Consider the following 18803-nt stretch of genomic DNA (forward strand, 5'->3'; position numbering starts at 1 on the left):
ATAGGATTTACCAAAAAGGTATGCAAGCATACATTTCCCTAACCGATTAAAACTTTGGGTTTTGCTGGCCGTTTTCAACAAAAGTTGTCTTAAGTTTGCGCCCTGATCACGACAGATTACACATGCCCGTTCTTACCGTTTTTTACATTAAGCTGCTCATCAACCTTGCATTGACTATCGGAATCATCTGGACCATCAGCCGTTCGGATCTTTTTGCAAAATGGCAGCAGGAAAACGATAAACTGATATTTACATTAGGCTTTGTGCTTTTCCGGCTCATTCCCTGGATCGGCATCTTCCTCATCATCAACGAAGAACCACGGGGAGATATCCCTTTCTTCTTCTACAAAGCCGAAGGCGCCAAGGCCGGCGGCTTCGTCTACCGCGATTTCTGGTCCTATCACGCGCCGCTTTATGCCTACATCATCAGCATTCCGGTCTGGATCTGGCACAATGCCCGGGCGATCGTGCTTTTCATGGTTTTGATGGAAACCGCAATTCTCTGGCTTACTTACGATACCTACAAAAGCAAAAGCCCGAAAGCGCTGCAACTGGCTGTGATTTACTTTATGCTACCTGCCGCATTCATGTACATCCTGGTCGACGGGCAGGAAGAAGTCTGGTTCTGGGGCGCGGCGTTGCTTATCTGGCGCTATACCATTAAAAACAGAAGCAACTACGAGGTCGGTATCGGGCTTTTGTATGCGATGACATTGCTGACGATCAAAGTCACATTCATATTCCTGCTACCTGCATTGCTGGTCATGGTGAAGAAGCCCGTTAAAATGCTACTGGTCATGGCGGCGATCGGCCTACCTGCCGTCGGCTTCCTCTACTGGCAAATCGGCGACCTGTTCCTGATGCCGATCCGTCACACGGAACAGCTGATGACGCCTAACCTGTTCTCGGTTTTGAGGCCATTTGTTGAAATCTTCTTCCACGTAGACGAAAAGAAATCCACGCTGATCAACTGGTTCGGATTGCTGTTCACGGTTTTTATTCCGGTTTACATGGCATTCAAAGCTCGGCAGCGCCACATCAGCGAAGTGTTACCTGGCCTGTTCATCGCCGTTTTCGTGTGCATGATGCTCTTCCAGGCCAGCGCTATGGGTGCGTACGTGATCGCCTACCTAATGGCCGTCCTGTTCGAAATTATCGATATCCGTAAAACCACCCACGTAGCAGTGCTGCTTGCATTGAACTGGCTTACGGTAGTACAGCCATTTGTGTGGGTGTATATCAAACAACCCGCGTACACATCGCTGAGCCTGTTTGCCAATACTTCTTACCTGTTCGAGTACGTACTGCAAATCCTGAATGTACTCTGCTTCCTGTGGATTCTGCGCGAAACCTATCGTAAGGTAGTTCACTCCCAAACTCTGGCAACGGCATGAACATAGTCCTTGCCAAAACCGCCATCAGCGTTGCCGCATTGCTGGTCACGGCCGCATTGCTATTCAAAAAAGAAGCATTAACCGACTGGCTCGAAAAGAAATCCGCGAATACGGTACTGGCCGTGGCGTGGGTGCTCCTGCGGTTACTACCATTTAGCGCCGTGTACCTCGTAGCCAATATGGAACCGACCTCGGACGTGAACGGCTTCTGGGATGAAGGTAGCAAGGCCTCGCTCGGGCAAGTCGTGTACCGTGATTTCTGGTCGCCCTACTCGCCGCTTTACGCCTATTTCCTCGGCATCTGGCTGAAACTTTGGTACAGTCCAAAGATGATTGTGCTGACGATGGCTGCCATGGACGGCATTGCATTACTTGTTTCCTATCATTTTTTCAGGCCATTCCAATCCCGGGGTACATTCCTGTTCCAAGCCCTTATTTACCTGCTATTGCCCGGCTCGCTCGTGCTATGCGTGATAGGCGCGCAGGAAGACGTGTGGATGTGGCTTTTCGTAATCCTAGCGTACCTCGTGCGTGAGCGCACATTGCGCGTGGAATGGTACGCGATCATTTTGGCCATCGGGTTGCTGATGACCAAAGCCATTTTTGTGCTCATTATGGTACCATTGTTTTTATTGGAAAAACAAAAAGTACGTTTCGTCATTCCCATTGCCATTATCGGCATTATCTCGCTGGGTATATTGTACCCGCTGGTAGGTTTCGAATTCATGCAGCCTTTGGACGAAGCCAAGACATTGCGTGCTCCGAATATTCAGTCGATACTGAATCCGTGGTTCTATAACGCTATTGGGGTTGGCGAAAAATTCTGGAACTGGATCGGCCTGGTCGTCTCGGTGGGTTTAGCCTGCATTTCAGCATGGCGCCTCCGTAACGCCGATTTCCGGGTAATGCTTTCCAGGGTCTGGATCGTTTTATACGCTACGATGATGATCGTACAACAGAGTGCATACAGTAATTATATCTTCCTTTTCCTGCTGCCACTCGTATTCTATGTGATTGACTGGAAGAACAAAACACAGATTACGATTCTTTTCGTATTCAACCTGCTTTGTGTCGTGCATCCGTCGTACTGGTGGCGGCTTGGTATGCCCTGCTATATGACGCCGTCGGACACTGCGGCGTCTTCCGAACTCCTGATCGATTATTCGATGCAGACAGCCATTGTCATCCTGACCGGCTATTTCATCTGGCTCGCATTTCCGAAAAAAGGGGAAGTTACTTCCAACTAACATTAACCGGTAAGCATTCTGTTTTCTTTCGACACCCGTTTCCTTCAACCACAAGTTTAACTTTCTTTAACGCTGCGCATTCAGCACCGGTTTTTACATTTGGAAAACCCCAAAACCGCCCGAATGCAGCCCGTAGACCGGCATACCCTACACGAACTACAACTCCTGCCCGAGAACAGCCGCGCAGCCAGCATTCTGGCATACTACGACCGCACCCAAACGTTAGGCGGTGCCGATTATCTTAAAAGCATTATTGCGAAGCCCAAGGCAACGCTTGAAGAAATTCTTCGCTTCCAGGAATTACTCAAAGCAATTGCGAGCCGGCCAGCGGCATGGCAAGTCGATATTGCCAGGGCATATACTGCGGCAGCGGAAAGCTATTACGCATTAAGCGTAGCGCATTCGATGTCTCAGGATGCAGTGATGCATTGGCTGGACACCTGGTGGTATTCGGTTCGCAACAAGGCCGAGTACTACCGCGTGCAAAGCGGTGTGCTGGCTACGTTGCGACTGGTGAGGGCGGTCAAAGCAACTTTGAACAGCCTTTCGGAAACCGCTATTCCTGATGAAATTTCCGAAGACATTGGCCAGCTCCGGAAGTTTATCTTTTCCCCCGTTTTGTCGGCGTCTTTGAAGAAAAAGGATGGCGACCTGTCCAATGCTTCTATATTTTACCTCGATTATCATTTACGCGTCAGCCACAAAGATGCGTTCCGGCAAACGCTGGATACGCTTTACAAGCTCGACGCTTGTCTGTCGATCGTTAAAACAGCCAATCACCATCGGCTCGCATTTCCGGTTTTTGGTTTGCATACCACCAATTTTCAGGTCGAAGCAGCCTGGCATCCGCTGATAACCGGCGCAGTTGCAAATGATCTGAGTCTCGACAATCCTGTCTGCATCCTCACCGGCGCCAATACAAGCGGCAAGACGACCTTTCTCAAAACCTGCGGTATCATCGTCTATCTCGCGCATTTGGGCTGGCCTGTGCCCGCAAAATCATTCCGCCTGCCATTTACCGACCGGCTCTTCACCTCCATCCACCTCTCCGACGACCTCGACCAGGGTTTCAGCCATTTTTACAATGAAATGATGCGCATCAAAGGGATTTCAGAAACATTGAACGCCGGCCAGAAATGCCTGGTGATTGTGGATGAATTATTCAGAGGAACCAATCAAGAGGATGCAATGCATTGTTCCAAAACAGTGCTGGATGGTTTTGCGAATTTCGACGGCTCATACTTTCTCGTCTCTACTCACTTGCACGACTTGATCACGCATTATACCAATCACCCGAAAATCAGTTTCAGATGCTTTCGCACCCGCATTACCGGCAATCAATTCCAAAACACATTCAAAATAGAAGAAGGCGCTGCATTTGAAAAGGTAGGAAGGCTTATTATGGACCAGACCGGCGTTACCGCATTGCTCCAAAATGCAAAAAGGCCCTCGTCGGAATGAGGGCCTTTTCGCTTATTTGCATTCAAAAATTCTATTCAATCACATCGAAGCCGCAGAATGGCACCAGAACGGCCGGTACTTTCACGGTTCCGTCGGCCTGCTGGTTGTTTTCCAGCAATGCGGCCAGAATGCGGGGCAATGCCAACGCAGAGCCGTTCAATGTGTGAAGCAGTTGCGTTTTCTTGTCGGCGTTTTTGTAACGCAGCTTCAAACGGTTGGCCTGATAAGTTTCAAAGTTCGAAACGGAGCTGCATTCCAGCCAGCGCTGCTGCCCGGCCGACCATACCTCGAAATCATAGGTCAATGCGGACGTGAAGCCCATATCGCCGCCACACAAGCGCAGAATGCGGTAAGGCAGTTCCAGTTTTTCCAAAAGGCTCTTCACGTGTTCCACCATTTCGTCGAGGGCTTTGTAAGAATCCTCCGGCTTATTGATCTGCACGATTTCCACCTTGTCGAACTGGTGCAAGCGGTTCAGCCCGCGTACGTGCGCGCCCCAGCTGCCTGCCTCCCTGCGGAAGCACGGCGTGAATGCGGCATTCTTCACTGGCAACTCGCTTTCAGCCACAATCACATCGCGGTAGAGGTTCGTAACCGGCACCTCAGCAGTCGGGATCAGGTAAAGATCGTCCTGTGCGTCGTGGTACATCTGGCCTTCCTTGTCCGGCAACTGTCCGGTCGCAAATCCTGAATCCGCATTTACCACGATCGGCGGCTGTACCTCGGTATAGCCTGCATTACCTGCCTCGTTGAGGAAAAAGGCGATCATAGCGCGTTGCAGACGGGCGGCTTTGCCCTTATACACCGGGAACCCGGCTCCGGTAATTTTGTTACCCAGCTCAAAATCGATAATCGGAGCCAGGTTACCACCCAGCTTCTTGATCAGATCCCAATGCGGCAAAGCACCTTCGTGCAATGCAGGCTTGGTACCGGCTTCGAGGACGGTCACATTATCGTCGGCAGTGCGGCCCTCCGGCACGCTCTCATGCGGGAGGTTCGGCAGCTTCACGAGCTCTTGGAGCAGCGTTTCCTCAAATACCTTATGCTCGTCTTCCAATGCCTTGGAACGCTCCTTCAATACAGCGGTGTCGGCTTTGGCGGCTTCTGCCTCTGCTTTCTGGCCGGCTTTCATCAACGCCCCGATTTCCTTGGCTTTGTTGTTGGACGCGGCCAGCACGTCGTCCAAATCCTGCTGGATCTGGCGGCGTTTTCCATCAAGTTCGATAATGCGGTCTACCGCCTGATCGGCATCCTTGAAATGTTTTTTGGTCAGTCCCGCAATGGTTAGTTCGCGGTTTTCGCGGATAAAATTCGTTTGTAACATAATGCTGTGTGGTCAGGGAGCAGTGAAAATGTCCTTCATCGCGTCTTCGTAAAAGAACAGACGTTCGTTGAGGACGTTCAATGCCTCCGCTTTGTATTTTGAATGGATCAGCAAAGACAAGTTGTGTTCCGAAGCACCGTACGAAATCATTCGTATTGGAATGTTTTTCATCGCATCCAGTACTTTCAAAGCGATACCTTCCTTGTCGGCGCTGAAATTACCCACGATACAGATAATGTTCTGATCGCGGTCATGTTCTTCCAAATCAGCGAATTCGCGCAATTCGGCACTGATCTGTTCCAGGTTTTCGGAGTTATCGATCGTTACCGACACTGATACTTCGGATGTCGTGATCATATCCACCGGTGTTTTATATTTTTCGAAGATCTCAAACACTCTCCGAAGGAAGCCGTAAGCATTCAGCATACGGGTCGAGTGAATGTAGATCGCCGTGATATTGTCTTTCGCGGCAATCGCCTTGATGTCGCGATCCGAAGTCTGGGTAGCGATGAGCGTTCCGGGAGCTTCGGGCTGCATGGTATTTTTCAAACGGACCGGTACACCGCGTAGTTTCGCTGGCGTAATGGTGCTCGGGTGCAAAATTTTTGCTCCGAAATAAGCCAGCTCAGCTGCCTCTTCGAATGTCAGCTCGCGGATCGGGAAGGTACGCTTCACAATGCGCGGGTCGTTGTTGTGCATTCCGTCGATATCTGTCCAGATCTGGATTTCGTCCGCACGAATCGCACCGCCGATCAGCGACGCAGTGTAGTCCGAACCACCTCTTTTCAGGTTATCTACTTCCTCGCGTGGGTTGCGGCAAATGAAGCCCTGGGTTACGATCGTCTGCTTATCGGTATATTGGTTCAAAATCGTCACCAGTTTTTCCTCGATCGTCGCCAGTTCCGGCTCTCCGTCGGCATCGATACGCATGAAATCCAATGCAGGAAGCAGTACCGAGCTCTCACCCTTCTCTTCCAAATACGCCTGAAACATTTTAGTACTCAAAATCTCACCTTCCGCAACGAGCTCTTTTTCCTGCTTGATGGTGAAAGGCTTCACGCTTACCACGGATTTGATAAAACCAAATTCAGAATCCACGATCTGCTGACCAGCCGCCAATCCTTCCGGTGTCGAGTACAATTCTTTGATAAACAGATCGTAATGGTTTTTCAACTCTTCAATCAAAGCCGCAGCCTTGGTATCGTCATACGATTTGGCTGCTTCTCCGATAGCGATCAGCGCATTGGTAGAACCGGACAGAGCCGACAATACGACAATTTTACGATTAGGATCATTGTTAAGGAGTTCGCGGATTGAGTGCATACGCTCAGGCTTCCCTACCGAAGTACCGCCAAATTTCCAGACTTGCATAACTAGTTTTGAATGATTGAATTTTGAATGATTGAATTTTGAATGATTGAATGATTGAATGACTGAATTTTGAATGAGTGAATGAGTGATATATTTGATGAGAACAATCAAACTGCGACTTGCGACACCGAACGGGAATCCGCCCTATTCACTCATTCAGTCATTCAATCATTCAAAATTAATTTAAGTCCCAGCATCTTGATCGCCGTGATCGCTGCCTCGTCGCCTTTGTTGCCGTGCACGCCGCCGGAACGTTCCAATGCCTGTTCCATATTATTTGGTGTCAGCACGCCGAAAATGACGGGTTTGTCGTATTTCAGGCTTACGTTGGTAATGCCTTGTGCTACTGCGTGGTTGATGTAATCGTTGTGCTTGGTTTCACCCTGGATTACTACCCCTAATGCGATTACCGCATCGATATCGGTACGCTGTGCGAACCATTGCGAGCCCATCGTGAGTTCGAAACTGCCCGGCACATTACCTCTGACGATATTCGCCGGCAGCGCCCCGTAGGTAATAAGGGTTTTGTAAGCTCCTTCGAATAACTTCTCGGTTACCTCGTTGTTCCATTCGGCCACGACGATCGCGAATTTTTTATTACTGATATCCGGAAGTCCCTCCGTTGTAAATACGCTTAGATTCTTATCTGCACTTGACATTGATTTTCAATAGGTTTATGAAAAACAGGTATGATTTAAGATTTTGGATTAAATGAATAAAAAAAGGATAAAACCGCAGTCGGCTTTATCCTTTTAAGAAACAGAATGGTTTAACCATTATTTGCCGACCTGTCCCTCTAATAATCCCATATATTTCTTCGCGTTCACTACTTCCGAGGAAAGTGGGAACTCGTCAACAACACGTTTATAGGTAGCGACCGCGTCAGCAGGCTGGTTAGCCTTCTCCTGAGCGAGCGCGAGTTTCATCAGATAAACTGGTGTAAAATATTCATTCTTCTCATAATCAGCCGCTTTCTGATAATATGAAATCGCCTCAGAAGCTTGATTTTTTTCGAGATATGCGTCACCGATCAATGACTGAGCGCGTGCGTGTATCAACAAATCGGAAGAGCTGAATGATTGCAGACGGCTGATCGCTTCGTCGTATTTGCCTTGTTTCAGCAAAGCCACACCCGCGTAAAAAGTAGCGAGGTTGCTCGCGTCGGTTCCTTTGTAGTTGTCAGCGATAGACAAAAGGCCTTCGTTACCACCGGCTCCGTTCAACGCTTTTTGCAATGAATCCGCTTCAAAATCGTAAACGACACTGGCAAGTGCATTCTGGGCAGTGCCTTCCTGACCATCTATATAAAAACGGTAACCCGCGAAACCAGCAATAGCAACCACAACCGCCACTCCGATTCCAAGAACAACCTTGCGGTTTTTAAGGAAAAAAACCTCAGCTTTATTGATCTGACCCGCTAATGCCTCCGGAGATTCGATGATTTCAATCCCGGGTTCGCCCGGATTTTTCTTGCTCATATCAATTAATTCGATTTTGGAGTGCAAAGTTATGAAAAACTTATTAAGTCAAAACAAGTTAGCACACAATTCTTTGTGTTATATGTTTCCGGCCAACCATTAATGAACGAAAGGCTTTCGGTGACAAATGCGTTGATAGCGCTTTGATTTGTAAATCAGTGCATTAACCTTCCCCAAAAACAAAAACTGCGCGGCAACCAGAGTCACCGCGCAGTTTTCTGCATTCCTATTCAATATTAATATAATGGATATTGTTTCATCCATTCGTTTACTTCTGTTTTCACCGCAGCGATTTTCGCGTCGTTGTCGTTGTTTACCAGAACGGTATCCACCAGGTCAACGATACGCTCCATATCCGCCTCAACCAATCCGCGGGTGGTCATCGCAGCCGTTCCCACACGCATACCCGAGGTTACCATCGGCGATTTGTCGTCGAAAGGCACCATGTTTTTATTAATGGTAATATCCGCTTTGATCAACGTGTTTTCAGCGAGTTTACCGGTCAGGCCTGAATCTACACCGTTTTTAGTGCGCAGGTCGATCAGCATCAGGTGGTTGTCGGTACCGCCTGAAATAATGCGGTAACCTTTATCAACAAATGCTTTGGCCATTGCCTGCGCATTTTTCGCAACCTGGGTCGCATAGTTATAATATCCTTCGCTCAATGCTTCACCGAATGCAATGGCTTTGGCAGCGATAATGTGCTCCAAAGGTCCGCCTTGTGTACCCGGGAATACGCCCGAGTCCAAAAGCGACGACATGGTACGCAGCTGGCCTTTCGGGGTTTTGATGCCGAACGGGTTTTCGAAGTCGTTGCGCATCATGATCACACCGCCGCGTGGGCCGCGAAGTGTTTTGTGCGTGGTAGTAGTTACAATATGGCAGTGATCGAACGGATCTTTCAAAAGTCCTTTCGCGATCAGGCCGGCAGGGTGGGAAATGTCCGCCATCAGCAATGCACCGATTTTGTCGGCAACAGCACGCAGGCGCTCGTAATCCCAGTCACGGCTATATGCAGACGCGCCGCAGATCAAAAGCTTCGGACGCTCTTTCAATGCAGTTTCTTCTACTTTATCCCAGTCGATCAAACCAGTTTCTGCTTCAACACCATAAAATACAGGCTGGAAATATTTACCTGAAATGTTCACGGGCGAGCCGTGTGTAAGGTGACCTCCGTGTGCGAGGTTGAAACCCATGATCTTGTCGCCAGGGTTCAGGCAGGCAAGGAAAACAGCCGTATTGGCTTGTGCTCCCGAGTGTGGCTGTACGTTAGCCCAGGTAGCACCGAAAAGTTCTTTCAAACGGTCGATCGCGATCTGCTCGATTTCGTCGACGACCTCGCAACCGCCATAGTAACGTTTGCCCGGAAGGCCTTCTGCATATTTGTTGGTCAACACACTGCCTGACGCCTCCATCACCTGGCGCGAAGTAAAGTTTTCAGAAGCGATCAGTTCGATACCAGACTCCTGGCGATGTTTTTCTCTGTTGATCAGATCAAAAATGGCGGTGTCGCGTTCAACGCTGGTGAGTGTAGACATGGGATTTGTCAGAAAAAATGGTGTGATACTCTTGGAATAAGCCGCAAAAATACAAGCAATTATTTTGGAATAAAATACTAACACTTACTTTATATTTAAAGTGCGAACGGGTCGGTAACCCGAATGCGGGGAAATAGCCCGTAGTGGCACGGCGGACGTAATTTTATGTGTAAGTTATTTCTTAAATTATTTTAAGAATAATTGTTTTCCGTTGTACTTTTGCGGTCGATTCATTCGTGCGTGATCGAACACATGAGTAACTTGCAGTTTAATTCGAAGTCTATTCACGAAACTCTTACATAATTTAACATTTAGTTATGAGCCAACAAACGGTAAGTCCACAAACAATCCTGATGCAAGCTTCCAACAATGGAAAAGGCACTTCCGGCACCATAGGGCAACCCATTACCTATGAAAAAATCCCGACGCAGATTTTTGCCGATTCCAAAGAGGCGTCCTATGCGGTTGCGAAAGAGATTTCGGACCTGATCCGTCAGAAACAAAAGGAAGGTAAACCTTGCGTTCTTGGGCTTGCTACCGGTTCTTCGCCGAAGACCGTCTACGCCATCCTCGTGCGTATGCACCGTGAAGAAGGTTTGAGCTTCAAGAATGTGATTTCTTTCAACCTGGACGAGTACTACCAGATGGAACCGGATTCCATTTACAGCTACCACCGGTTCATGAAAGAACAACTGTTCGATCATGTCGATATTCCAAAAGAAAACTATTTCCTGCCGGACGGAACGGTACCGGCGCCTTTACTGCGTGACTACTGTACATCTTACGAGAATAAAATCAATGCGGTAGGCGGGCTGGATTTCCAATTGCTCGGTATTGGTGGTAATGGCCACATCGGTTTCAACGAACCGGGTTCATTGATCAACTCGCATACGCGCCTCATCACGCTCGACCACTCCACGCGTGCCGCTGCGAGCATGGAGTTCGGTGGGCTGCATAATGTACCCCGCAAAGCGATCACATTGGGTGTTGCACCTATTTTGAATGCACGCCGCGTGGTGTTGCTGGCCTGGGGTGAAAGAAAAGCTTCGGTGATCAAAAGTGCCGTGGAAGGCCCGGTAACCGAGCTTAACCCTGCTTCTTACCTGCAAGCACACGCCGATGTGAGTTTTGTGGTTGACGAAAGCGCAGCTTCCGAGCTGACCCGCATCAAAACACCTTGGGCGGTCGATTCGGTGATCTGGGATAATAAAATGATCAAGAAAGCGGTAACTCATTTATCGCAAACCTTGAAAAAACCGATCCTGAAACTGACGGACAAGGATTACAACGACAATGGTATGAGCGATTTGCTGGCACAATATGGCGCCGGTTATGAGATCAATATCAATGTATTCAACCAGTTGCAGCATACCATTACCGGCTGGCCGGGCGGCAAGCCTAATGCGGATGATACGCACCGTCCGGAACGTGCACAGCCTGCGAAAAAACGCGTGCTCATTTTCAGCCCGCACCCGGATGATGACATTATCTCGATGGGTGGTACTTTCCAGCGCCTCGTCGACCAGGGCCACGAGGTACACGTTGCTTACCAGACTTCCGGAAACATCGCCGTAGCCGACGACGAAGCATTGCGTTTCATCGATTTCGTCGTTGATTTCAACAAAGGCTTCGATATCGACAGCCCTAATGCGAGCAAACTGTTCCAGGATGCAAAAGACTTTTTAAGACATACCAAAAACAGCGAAATCGATACCCCTGAGGTTCGTAAGGTGAAGGGTCTTGTCCGTCGTGGCGAGGCAAAGGCGACCTGCCGTTTTGTAGGTATCCCAACCAGCCAGGCGCATTTCCTCGATATGCCTTTCTATGAAACGGGTACTGTTCAGAAAAAGCCGATCGGTGAAGAAGATATCAAGATCATCGAAAATCTGATCGAAGAAGTGAAGCCGCACCAGATTTACGCAGCCGGCGACTTCGCCGATCCGCACGGAACGCACAAAGTGTGCTGGGACGCTATCGAAGCCGCATTGCAGCGTTCAAAGCATAAGAATTTCATGAAAGACTGCTGGGTATGGTTATACCGCGGCGCATGGGCTGAATGGGATATTTATGAAATCGAAATGGCGGTACCGATGAGTCCCGACCAGGTTCTGAAAAAACGCCAGGGGATTTTCAAACACCAGTCGCAGAAAGACGGCGTGGTATTCCAGGGAGAAGATTCACGCGAGTTCTGGCAACGTGCCGAAGAGCGCAACCGCGGAACCGCGCAGCTCTACGATTCACTCGGCCTGGCCGAATACGAAGCGATGGAGGCATTTGTACGCTGGAAATTCTAAGCAATAACCGTAAATGAAAAGAGCCCGGAAAATTCCGGGCTCTTTTCATTTTATATCTACCTGATACGCTGATCAAATGCGTTGGTGCTGGTGTTACAATTCCATGTCAACCCACATCCTGTGCGCCATTTTTTCAACCATATTCATCACGCCCTGGACGGCGCCAAAAATGATACAAAGAGGCAGAATGACTGGCAAAAAGATAAGCCATTGCAATGCCATGGTAAAGTTAAATCTCTTGATAATTGGCGTTTTCATAACAGGATCAGGTGCTTAATAACATAGGTTTAGTATCCCAAGTTATACAATTAATTAATAGTCAACAACTTTTTACAATACTAACGCGCTTGTTTTCTGTAAAATTTGAATTATTAATGTAATTATTTCAATTGAGATTCTTGAAAAAGCAATTTCCCCCTATTTGTTACCTACCGATATTCACGGGGCAGTAAAAAAAATTTTTGTTTATTTGTTATAGTAAAGTTAACTGCCACTTCCGACATGCCTTCATCAGACATCATTCAACTATTACCCGATTCCATAGCCAACCAGATTGCCGCGGGAGAGGTCGTTCAGCGACCGGCTTCGGTGGTAAAGGAACTCATGGAAAATGCGATTGATGCGAAGGCCACGCAGGTGCAGGTGATACTTCGTGAAGCCGGCCGAACGCTGATCCAGGTGATCGACAATGGTACCGGAATGTCGGAAACCGATGCCCGCATGAGTTTCGAAAGGCACGCTACTTCCAAGATCCGGCAGTCGGAAGACTTGTTCAGGATCAGGACAATGGGCTTCCGGGGCGAAGCGCTCGCGTCGATCGCCGCGGTAGCGCAGGTAGAAATGCGGACGCGCCTGGAATCCGATGAACTTGGCACATTGATCCGTATCGACGGCTCGGAAATTAAGACTCAAGAGGCAGTGGCTTGCCCGAAAGGTACCAACTTCTCGATTCGGAACCTGTTTTTCAATGTACCGGCCCGCCGGAACTTCCTGAAATCCAATTCCGTCGAAATGCGTCACGTGCTCGACGAATTCCAGCGGGTAGCATTGGCGCATCCCGAAGTGGGCTTTACGCTCCATCACAACGATACGGAGGTCTTCAACCTGCAATCGGTGAAGCTGGTGAAAAGGATTATCGATATTTATGGCAAAAGCTACCGCGAGCAGCTCGCTTACTGTCAGGAGGAGACTTCCTACATCAATGTCCGCGGCTACATCGGCAAGCCCGAATTTGCCCGCAAAACACGCGGTGAGCAGTTCTTTTTCGTGAACGACCGCTTCATCAAGCATAATTACATGCATCACGCGGTGATCAGCGCTTTCGACGGTACCATTCCGGAAGGCAGCCACCCATTTTATGTTTTGTTCATTGAAATCGACCCCTCGCATATCGATATCAATATCCACCCTACTAAAACGGAGATCAAATTCGACGACGAGCGCTCGGTGTATGCCATCATTATGGCGGCGGTGAAGAAGGCGGTAGGCGTTTATAATCTCTCGCAGTCCATCGATTTTGAAGAAAATATCAATTTCCTTAACCCTTCTCCCTCTGAACCCAACAATAACCTGATTCCTCGCACGGTGATGCCCGACTGGGCGGCACAGCCGCGCCAGAGCGAGAGCGGTGCGTCGAAATCGAATCTGACGAATTGGAGCAAGCTGTTCGAAGGATTGCAAAATACGGAAGACCGGCACCGCGAGCTGGCCGCATTCGAAATGGGTAATACCACGGCTTCGCGCCCCGTTTACCAGGAGCAGGCGAAAACCGTCGCCAGCAAGGTGAACAGGATGGCGTCCGAGGTGATTGCCGCGCCCGAGGCCGATGCATTGTTATTCCAGCTTCATAACCGCTATATCTTGTCGCAGGTGAAGGACGGTATCATGCTCATCGATCAGAAGGCCGCCTACGAGCGCATTCTCTACGAACGGTATCGTAAGATGCTCATCAACCGCAATGGGGCCTGTCAGCAACTACTTTTTCCGAAAACCATCCGGCTTACACATTCGGATATGCAGCTCGTACACGAGACGAAAAAGGAAATCAGGAGCCTGGGATTCGAGTTCGATGAGTTCGGGTCCAATGAACTGATTATCCGTGGCATTCCGGCCGATTTGCCAGAGGAAAGCGAGCAGGATTTGTTCGAGGAACTGATCGAGCAACTTAAACAGAGTTATTCCGACCTTAAACTCAATAAGCCGGAAAGTTTGTCAAGATCGCTCGCGAAACGTTTTTCGGTACGTTACGCGGTGAAACTTTCATACGTTGAAATACACACATTGCTCAACCAGCTGTTCTCATCGTCGGACCCGAACCGGACACCCGGCGGCGAACCGATTATTGTTCTTTTAACAATGGACAAGCTGGCGAATATTTTTCGGGGTTAAGAACAAAACCGGGAGATGTACAGTTTATCGTAGATAAATCTTTGAATTTGAATCAAATATGTTAGCCATAACCCCCACAGTAAGGAATTTACTAATTCTGAACATCCTTTTCTATTTTATAGATTCTTCTGTTTTCAATCTTAGCAGCGATTTTGCGCTCAGGCCGGTAGTGTCTCCGAATTTCCACATTTTCCAGTTTGTCTCCTACATGTTCCTGCATGGCAGCATCGGCCACATTTTCAGTAACATGTTCGGTCTGATCATGTTCGGGCCATTGCTGGAAAGGATCTGGGGAGCGAAAAAGTTTTTAATATTCTACTTTGTAACAGGTATTGGTGCCGGGCTTCTGTTTTCGGGAATCGGCCTGTATGAGAACTGGCATCTGGCACAGGCTGTTGAGTTATATACCCAAAACCCTACACCTGACGGCTTCGCGGACTTCCTGAGCAAGCATGCCGAGGCCTATTACGAGTCCAGGCTCCAATTTGTGAATGATTTTGAAGTAAATCCGACTAATTCCATGTATATTCAACAGAGTATTAGGGATGTACGGGATGTTTACGTGGCTACGATCAACGTACCGATGGTTGGAGCTTCGGGAGCAATTTTCGGCATCCTCATGGCATTTGGGTTGTTGTTTCCCAATACGGAGCTTTTTCTCCTGTTCGTACCGTTCCCTATAAAAGCAAAATATTTTGTTGCTTTTTATGGGCTTTTTGAATTGTATTCAGGGATACAAAATGCTCAGTCCGATAATGTTGCCCACTTCGCGCACATTGGAGGAATGCTATTTGCATATATATTGTTGCGTTACTGGGGTACGCAAAAGTCAAATTTCTATTAGAAGAAGAAGATGAGCAATATTGTTGACGACGTTAAAAGGGAATTCGCGAAATCCGAGAACGCACTTGTAAAGATTATTCTGATAAACACGGCAGTATTTCTGGTTCTGCTGCTCATGAAGATTGTGCTTACCCTGTCCCAATCTTCCAACGTATACGCATTGGTGATCAATATGTTGCAGCTTCCGGCCGCAACGGAAGAATTCATCTACAAGCCCTGGACGCTCATCACGTATTTCTTCACACACGATGATATCTTTCACATTCTCTTTAATATGCTCTTTCTCTACTGGTTCGGTAAACTGGTAGATGAATATCTCGGTGCAAAGAGAGTCGTGGCGTTGTATATGCTGGGCGGGATCGCCGGCGGGCTGATTTACATTGTTTTATATAATCTGTTGCCTTATTTCCAGGCGCATATTGAAGGTTCCAGAATGCTCGGTGCATCAGCTGCGGCGTTTTCGGTGGCGGTTGGGGCATCTACATTGCTGCCCAACTATACTTTCAACCTGATCTTCTTAGGACCTGTTCGCATCAAATTCATCGCATTGTTCTACATCATTCTGTCACTTGCGCAGACGGTAGGACCAAATGCGGGCGGAAACCTCGCACATTTAGGTGGTGCGTTCACAGGTTATATATTCATCAAATTGCTGCAAAACGGGACAGATTTGGGTAAGCCCATTTACGGGCTGCTGGCGGTATGGGCGCGCATTTTCCGGAAACGTCCATCCATGCAGGTAACCTATCGTGAACGGCAGGTGTACCGCAGTACCAGCGTATATTCGTCTTCATCATCCGGCACTATCGAAATGCCCGATCAGATGGAGATCGATTCCATCCTGGATAAGATTTCGAAATCAGGCTATGAAAGCCTCACGCGCGAGGAGAAGCAGAAGTTGTTCAAGGCAAGCCAGCAAAAATAATAGTCAGACGTATTGCGTATTTGCTTAATTTTGTGACTATTTAATAAAGCGGACAGCTAGTAAATTTGATTCAATAGCCCTACGGTATGCTTATAACGCCAGGAAAATTATTAGCAACAATTAATTCTCCCGAAGATCTCCGAAAACTGGACAGTTCTCAGCTTCCGCAGGTTTGCAATGAGTTAAGGCAATTTATCATTGATAATGTGTCGGTTTACGGCGGGCACTTCGGGGCCAGCCTGGGTGTAGTAGAATTGAGCGTGGCATTACATTACGTGTTCAATACCCCCGACGACCAACTCGTTTGGGACGTGGGCCACCAGGCTTATGGGCATAAGATACTCACCGGTCGGCGCGATGAATTCCATTCCAACCGCGTTTATGGTGGACTTTCCGGTTTTCCGAAACGGAAAGAAAGCATTTATGATGCATTTGGAGTAGGCCACTCATCCACGTCCATTTCGTCGGCGTTGGGGATGGCGGTGGCATCCGCATTGGAAAAGAACTTCGAGCGCCAGCACATTGCGATCATCGGAGATGGTGCTATGACAGCCGGTTTAGCCTTCGAAGGCATGAACCATGCCGGCGCTACGGATTCCAACCTGCTGATTATCCTCAATGACAACTGCATGGCCATCGACCCAAATGTCGGTGCGCTGAAAGAATATCTAACCGACATTACCACTTCGCAGACTTATAACAAGTTCAAAGACGAAGTCTGGAACCTGCTCGGTAAAATGAGCAACTTCGGCAAAAGTGCCCAGGAAATCGTCTCAAAAGTTGAGACAGCAATGAAAACCGCGATCTTGCGGCAAAGCAACCTGTTCGAATCGCTTGGATTACGCTATTTCGGTCCTATTGACGGAAACGATATCAGCCATCTGACCGAAGTACTCAAAGACCTCAAAAACATTCCCGGTCCCAAGCTTTTGCATTGCCTTACGGTAAAAGGGAAAGGCTACGGCCCGGCTGAAAAAGACCAGACGAAATGGCACGCTCCCGGCGTCTTCGACAAGATCACTGGTGAGATCCAGAAAAAAGTCTACAACACGCCTCAGGCGCCAAAATATCAGGATGTATTTGGCCATACCATCGTGGAACTGGCCAAAGAAAATCCGAAAATTGTAGGTATTACACCCGCAATGCCTTCCGGGTCTTCTCTGAACATTATGATGGAAGCTATTCCTGAAAGAGCATTCGATGTCGGCATAGCAGAGCAACATGCGGTTACGTTTTCCGCAGGTATGGCGACGCGTGGCGATATCGTATTCTGCAATATCTATTCAACTTTTATGCAACGCGCGTACGACCAGGTCGTGCATGATGTGTGCATACAAGAGTTGCCGGTAATCTTTTGTTTGGACAGGGCAGGACTTGTAGGAGCCGACGGCCCTACTCACCACGGTGTATACGACATTGCTTTCATGCGTTGTATTCCAAATATGGTCGTCGCGTCACCCATGAACGAGCAGGAACTCCGGAATATGATGTATACCGCCCAATTGGAATCCTTTCAATCCGGTAAGAATGCATTCACAATCCGTTACCCGAGGGGCAATGGTGTGATGCCTGATTGGAAGACGCCTTTCGAGGAAATAGAGATTGGCAAAGGAAGAAAAGTCAAAGATGGCAGGGACCTCGCGATTCTTTCATTCGGACCACTGGGAAATTTTGCATTTAAGGCTTGTGAAGAACTCGAAAAGCAAGGCATTAACGCGGGTCTATTCGACATGCGGTTTGCAAAGCCATTGGATGAAGCCTTGCTTCACCAAATCTTCTCGACTTATGATAGAGTCATGACATTGGAAGATGGCTGCTTACAGGGCGGATTTGGCAGTGCTATTCTTGAATTCATGATTGACAACGGATATACAAGTCAGGTTAAACGTCTCGGAATTCCCGACGCGATCGTCGAGCATGGCGAGCCTGGTGAACTGTACCAGGAATGTGGTATCGACACTGCCGGCATTATTGCCGCATCAATAGAATTTGTGCAACGTCAATCAAAGGCTGCTTCCGTATTGCATTAAGTAAGATTTCATTTGATTCTGAAAGCCGGTCGGGAGATCGGCTTTTTACATTTTAGGCTTTTGAGTACTTATATCAGAACTCTGATTTAAGGCCTGTTTTCCCAGTGTGAAGCCCCATCGTCATCTCGCGAACTTTATGTGGCTTAGACGCTCAAAAACCTGCATTTCCAGATGTCAAAACATGCTTGATCTGTTTTCATAGCCGACTGCGATTTGACGTATCAAAAAGTCTATCAGGAGATTTCCTTGCCTACGGAGCTAATTGTGCGGGAGTCCACACGGAGGAAGGATATTGGGAAGGATTGAGGTTTAACCGTGATTACATCAGCCGCTACCCGCCTAAACGCAAAAAAGCCTCCTTTTGGGGGGAGGCTTTTTGTGTTTAATAATTGTGGCGACTACCTACTTTACCAGGTTTGAACCAAGTATCATCGGCGGTCCGGGGCTTAACTTCTCTGTTCGGGATGGGAAGAGGTGAACACCCGGCCAATAGTCACCAACAAGCTCTTT

At 48.3% G+C, this 18803-nt stretch carries 14 protein-coding genes and 1 rRNA gene; 8 read left to right on the forward strand and 7 right to left on the reverse strand.

The window, feature by feature from the left end:
• The first annotated feature begins 122 nt into the window (after window positions 1-122).
• The 3 genes from BMW93_RS12805 (at window position 123) to BMW93_RS12815 (ending at window position 4102) form a co-directional block, all read left to right on the forward strand.
• A complete protein-coding gene (locus BMW93_RS12805) occupies window positions 123-1394 on the forward strand; it encodes a hypothetical protein (RefSeq protein WP_090376153.1) in 1272 nt (423 codons plus the stop codon).
• A complete protein-coding gene (locus tag BMW93_RS12810; RefSeq protein WP_090376156.1) occupies window positions 1391-2641 on the forward strand; it encodes a hypothetical protein in 1251 nt (416 codons plus the stop codon). Before BMW93_RS12805 ends, BMW93_RS12810 begins: the two co-directional genes overlap by 4 nt.
• Window positions 2642-2764: 123 nt before the next feature.
• Window positions 2765-4102, forward strand: a complete 1338-nt coding sequence (locus BMW93_RS12815) for a MutS-related protein (protein WP_090376159.1) — start codon at window positions 2765-2767, stop codon at window positions 4100-4102.
• A gap of 31 nt (window positions 4103-4133) precedes the next feature.
• On the opposite strand, the gene serS is transcribed toward BMW93_RS12815, so the two are convergent.
• From serS to glyA, 5 genes are all read right to left on the reverse strand, one after another.
• Entirely contained in the window at window positions 4134-5426 is a 1293-nt protein-coding gene (gene serS / locus BMW93_RS12820) for a serine--tRNA ligase (RefSeq protein ID WP_090376162.1), read from the reverse strand.
• A gap of 12 nt (window positions 5427-5438) precedes the next feature.
• A complete protein-coding gene (locus BMW93_RS12825) occupies window positions 5439-6797 on the reverse strand; it encodes an aspartate kinase (RefSeq protein ID WP_090376165.1) in 1359 nt (452 codons plus the stop codon).
• A gap of 164 nt (window positions 6798-6961) precedes the next feature.
• Window positions 6962-7456, reverse strand: coding sequence for a 6,7-dimethyl-8-ribityllumazine synthase (ribH, locus tag BMW93_RS12830; protein WP_090376168.1), 495 nt, complete (start codon window positions 7454-7456; stop codon window positions 6962-6964).
• 117 nt (window positions 7457-7573) lie between these two features.
• A complete protein-coding gene (locus tag BMW93_RS12835) occupies window positions 7574-8275 on the reverse strand; it encodes a tetratricopeptide repeat protein (protein WP_090376171.1) in 702 nt (233 codons plus the stop codon).
• 236 nt (window positions 8276-8511) lie between these two features.
• The gene (gene glyA, locus BMW93_RS12840; RefSeq protein ID WP_090376294.1) at window positions 8512-9813 is read right to left on the reverse strand and encodes a serine hydroxymethyltransferase; all 1302 of its coding nucleotides are present in this window, start codon (window positions 9811-9813) and stop codon (window positions 8512-8514) included.
• A 353-nt stretch (window positions 9814-10166) separates the two neighbouring features.
• Here glyA and nagB point away from each other — a divergent pair, with 353 nt between their 5' ends.
• Window positions 10167-12107, forward strand: coding sequence for a glucosamine-6-phosphate deaminase (gene nagB / locus BMW93_RS12845; RefSeq protein ID WP_090376297.1), 1941 nt, complete (start codon window positions 10167-10169; stop codon window positions 12105-12107).
• 93 nt (window positions 12108-12200) lie between these two features.
• Here the strand turns inward: nagB and BMW93_RS35690 are convergent, their stop codons facing one another.
• On the reverse strand, window positions 12201-12365 hold the full coding sequence (locus BMW93_RS35690) for a hypothetical protein (RefSeq protein ID WP_176885078.1): 165 nt from the start codon (window positions 12363-12365) through the stop codon (window positions 12201-12203).
• Between the two features lie 243 nt (window positions 12366-12608).
• Between BMW93_RS35690 and mutL the strand changes: the two genes are divergently transcribed.
• The 4 genes from mutL to dxs all read left to right on the forward strand — a co-directional run bounded on the left by mutL (window position 12609) and on the right by dxs (window position 18293).
• Window positions 12609-14495, forward strand: coding sequence for a DNA mismatch repair endonuclease MutL (gene mutL, locus BMW93_RS12850; RefSeq protein WP_090376174.1), 1887 nt, complete (start codon window positions 12609-12611; stop codon window positions 14493-14495).
• A 58-nt stretch (window positions 14496-14553) separates the two neighbouring features.
• Window positions 14554-15339: a rhomboid family intramembrane serine protease gene (locus BMW93_RS12855; protein ID WP_090376177.1), complete on the forward strand. Its 786-nt coding sequence runs from the start codon at window positions 14554-14556 to the stop codon at window positions 15337-15339.
• A 9-nt stretch (window positions 15340-15348) separates the two neighbouring features.
• On the forward strand, window positions 15349-16263 hold the full coding sequence (locus BMW93_RS12860) for a rhomboid family intramembrane serine protease (protein ID WP_090376180.1): 915 nt from the start codon (window positions 15349-15351) through the stop codon (window positions 16261-16263).
• Between the two features lie 86 nt (window positions 16264-16349).
• Window positions 16350-18293: a 1-deoxy-D-xylulose-5-phosphate synthase gene (gene dxs / locus BMW93_RS12865; protein ID WP_090376183.1), complete on the forward strand. Its 1944-nt coding sequence runs from the start codon at window positions 16350-16352 to the stop codon at window positions 18291-18293.
• A 389-nt stretch (window positions 18294-18682) separates the two neighbouring features.
• On the opposite strand, the gene rrf is transcribed toward dxs, so the two are convergent.
• Window positions 18683-18794 (reverse strand): 5S ribosomal RNA (gene rrf, locus BMW93_RS12870).
• Window positions 18795-18803: the final 9 nt, after the last annotated feature.

It is taken from the genome of Dyadobacter sp. SG02 (assembly GCF_900109045.1).
Taxonomy (GTDB): Bacteria; Bacteroidota; Bacteroidia; order Cytophagales; family Spirosomataceae; genus Dyadobacter.

Excerpts from the sequence above, each read along its gene's own strand:
- glyA (WP_090376294.1), bottom strand. The coding sequence starts at position 9,813 with ATGTCTACACTCACCAGCGTTGAACGCGACACCGCCATTTTTGATCTG.
- BMW93_RS12815 (WP_090376159.1), top strand. The coding sequence starts at position 2,765 with ATGCAGCCCGTAGACCGGCATACCCTACACGAACTACAACTCCTGCCC.
- mutL (WP_090376174.1), top strand. The coding sequence starts at position 12,609 with ATGCCTTCATCAGACATCATTCAACTATTACCCGATTCCATAGCCAAC.
- BMW93_RS35690 (WP_176885078.1), bottom strand. The coding sequence starts at position 12,365 with ATGAAAACGCCAATTATCAAGAGATTTAACTTTACCATGGCATTGCAA.
- BMW93_RS12825 (WP_090376165.1), bottom strand. The coding sequence starts at position 6,797 with ATGCAAGTCTGGAAATTTGGCGGTACTTCGGTAGGGAAGCCTGAGCGT.
- nagB (WP_090376297.1), top strand. The coding sequence starts at position 10,167 with ATGCAAGCTTCCAACAATGGAAAAGGCACTTCCGGCACCATAGGGCAA.
- BMW93_RS12860 (WP_090376180.1), top strand. The coding sequence starts at position 15,349 with ATGAGCAATATTGTTGACGACGTTAAAAGGGAATTCGCGAAATCCGAG.
- ribH (WP_090376168.1), bottom strand. The coding sequence starts at position 7,456 with ATGTCAAGTGCAGATAAGAATCTAAGCGTATTTACAACGGAGGGACTT.
- BMW93_RS12835 (WP_090376171.1), bottom strand. The coding sequence starts at position 8,275 with ATGAGCAAGAAAAATCCGGGCGAACCCGGGATTGAAATCATCGAATCT.
- BMW93_RS12855 (WP_090376177.1), top strand. The coding sequence starts at position 14,554 with ATGTTAGCCATAACCCCCACAGTAAGGAATTTACTAATTCTGAACATC.
- BMW93_RS12805 (WP_090376153.1), top strand. The coding sequence starts at position 123 with ATGCCCGTTCTTACCGTTTTTTACATTAAGCTGCTCATCAACCTTGCA.
- BMW93_RS12810 (WP_090376156.1), top strand. The coding sequence starts at position 1,391 with ATGAACATAGTCCTTGCCAAAACCGCCATCAGCGTTGCCGCATTGCTG.
- dxs (WP_090376183.1), top strand. The coding sequence starts at position 16,350 with ATGCTTATAACGCCAGGAAAATTATTAGCAACAATTAATTCTCCCGAA.
- serS (WP_090376162.1), bottom strand. The coding sequence starts at position 5,426 with ATGTTACAAACGAATTTTATCCGCGAAAACCGCGAACTAACCATTGCG.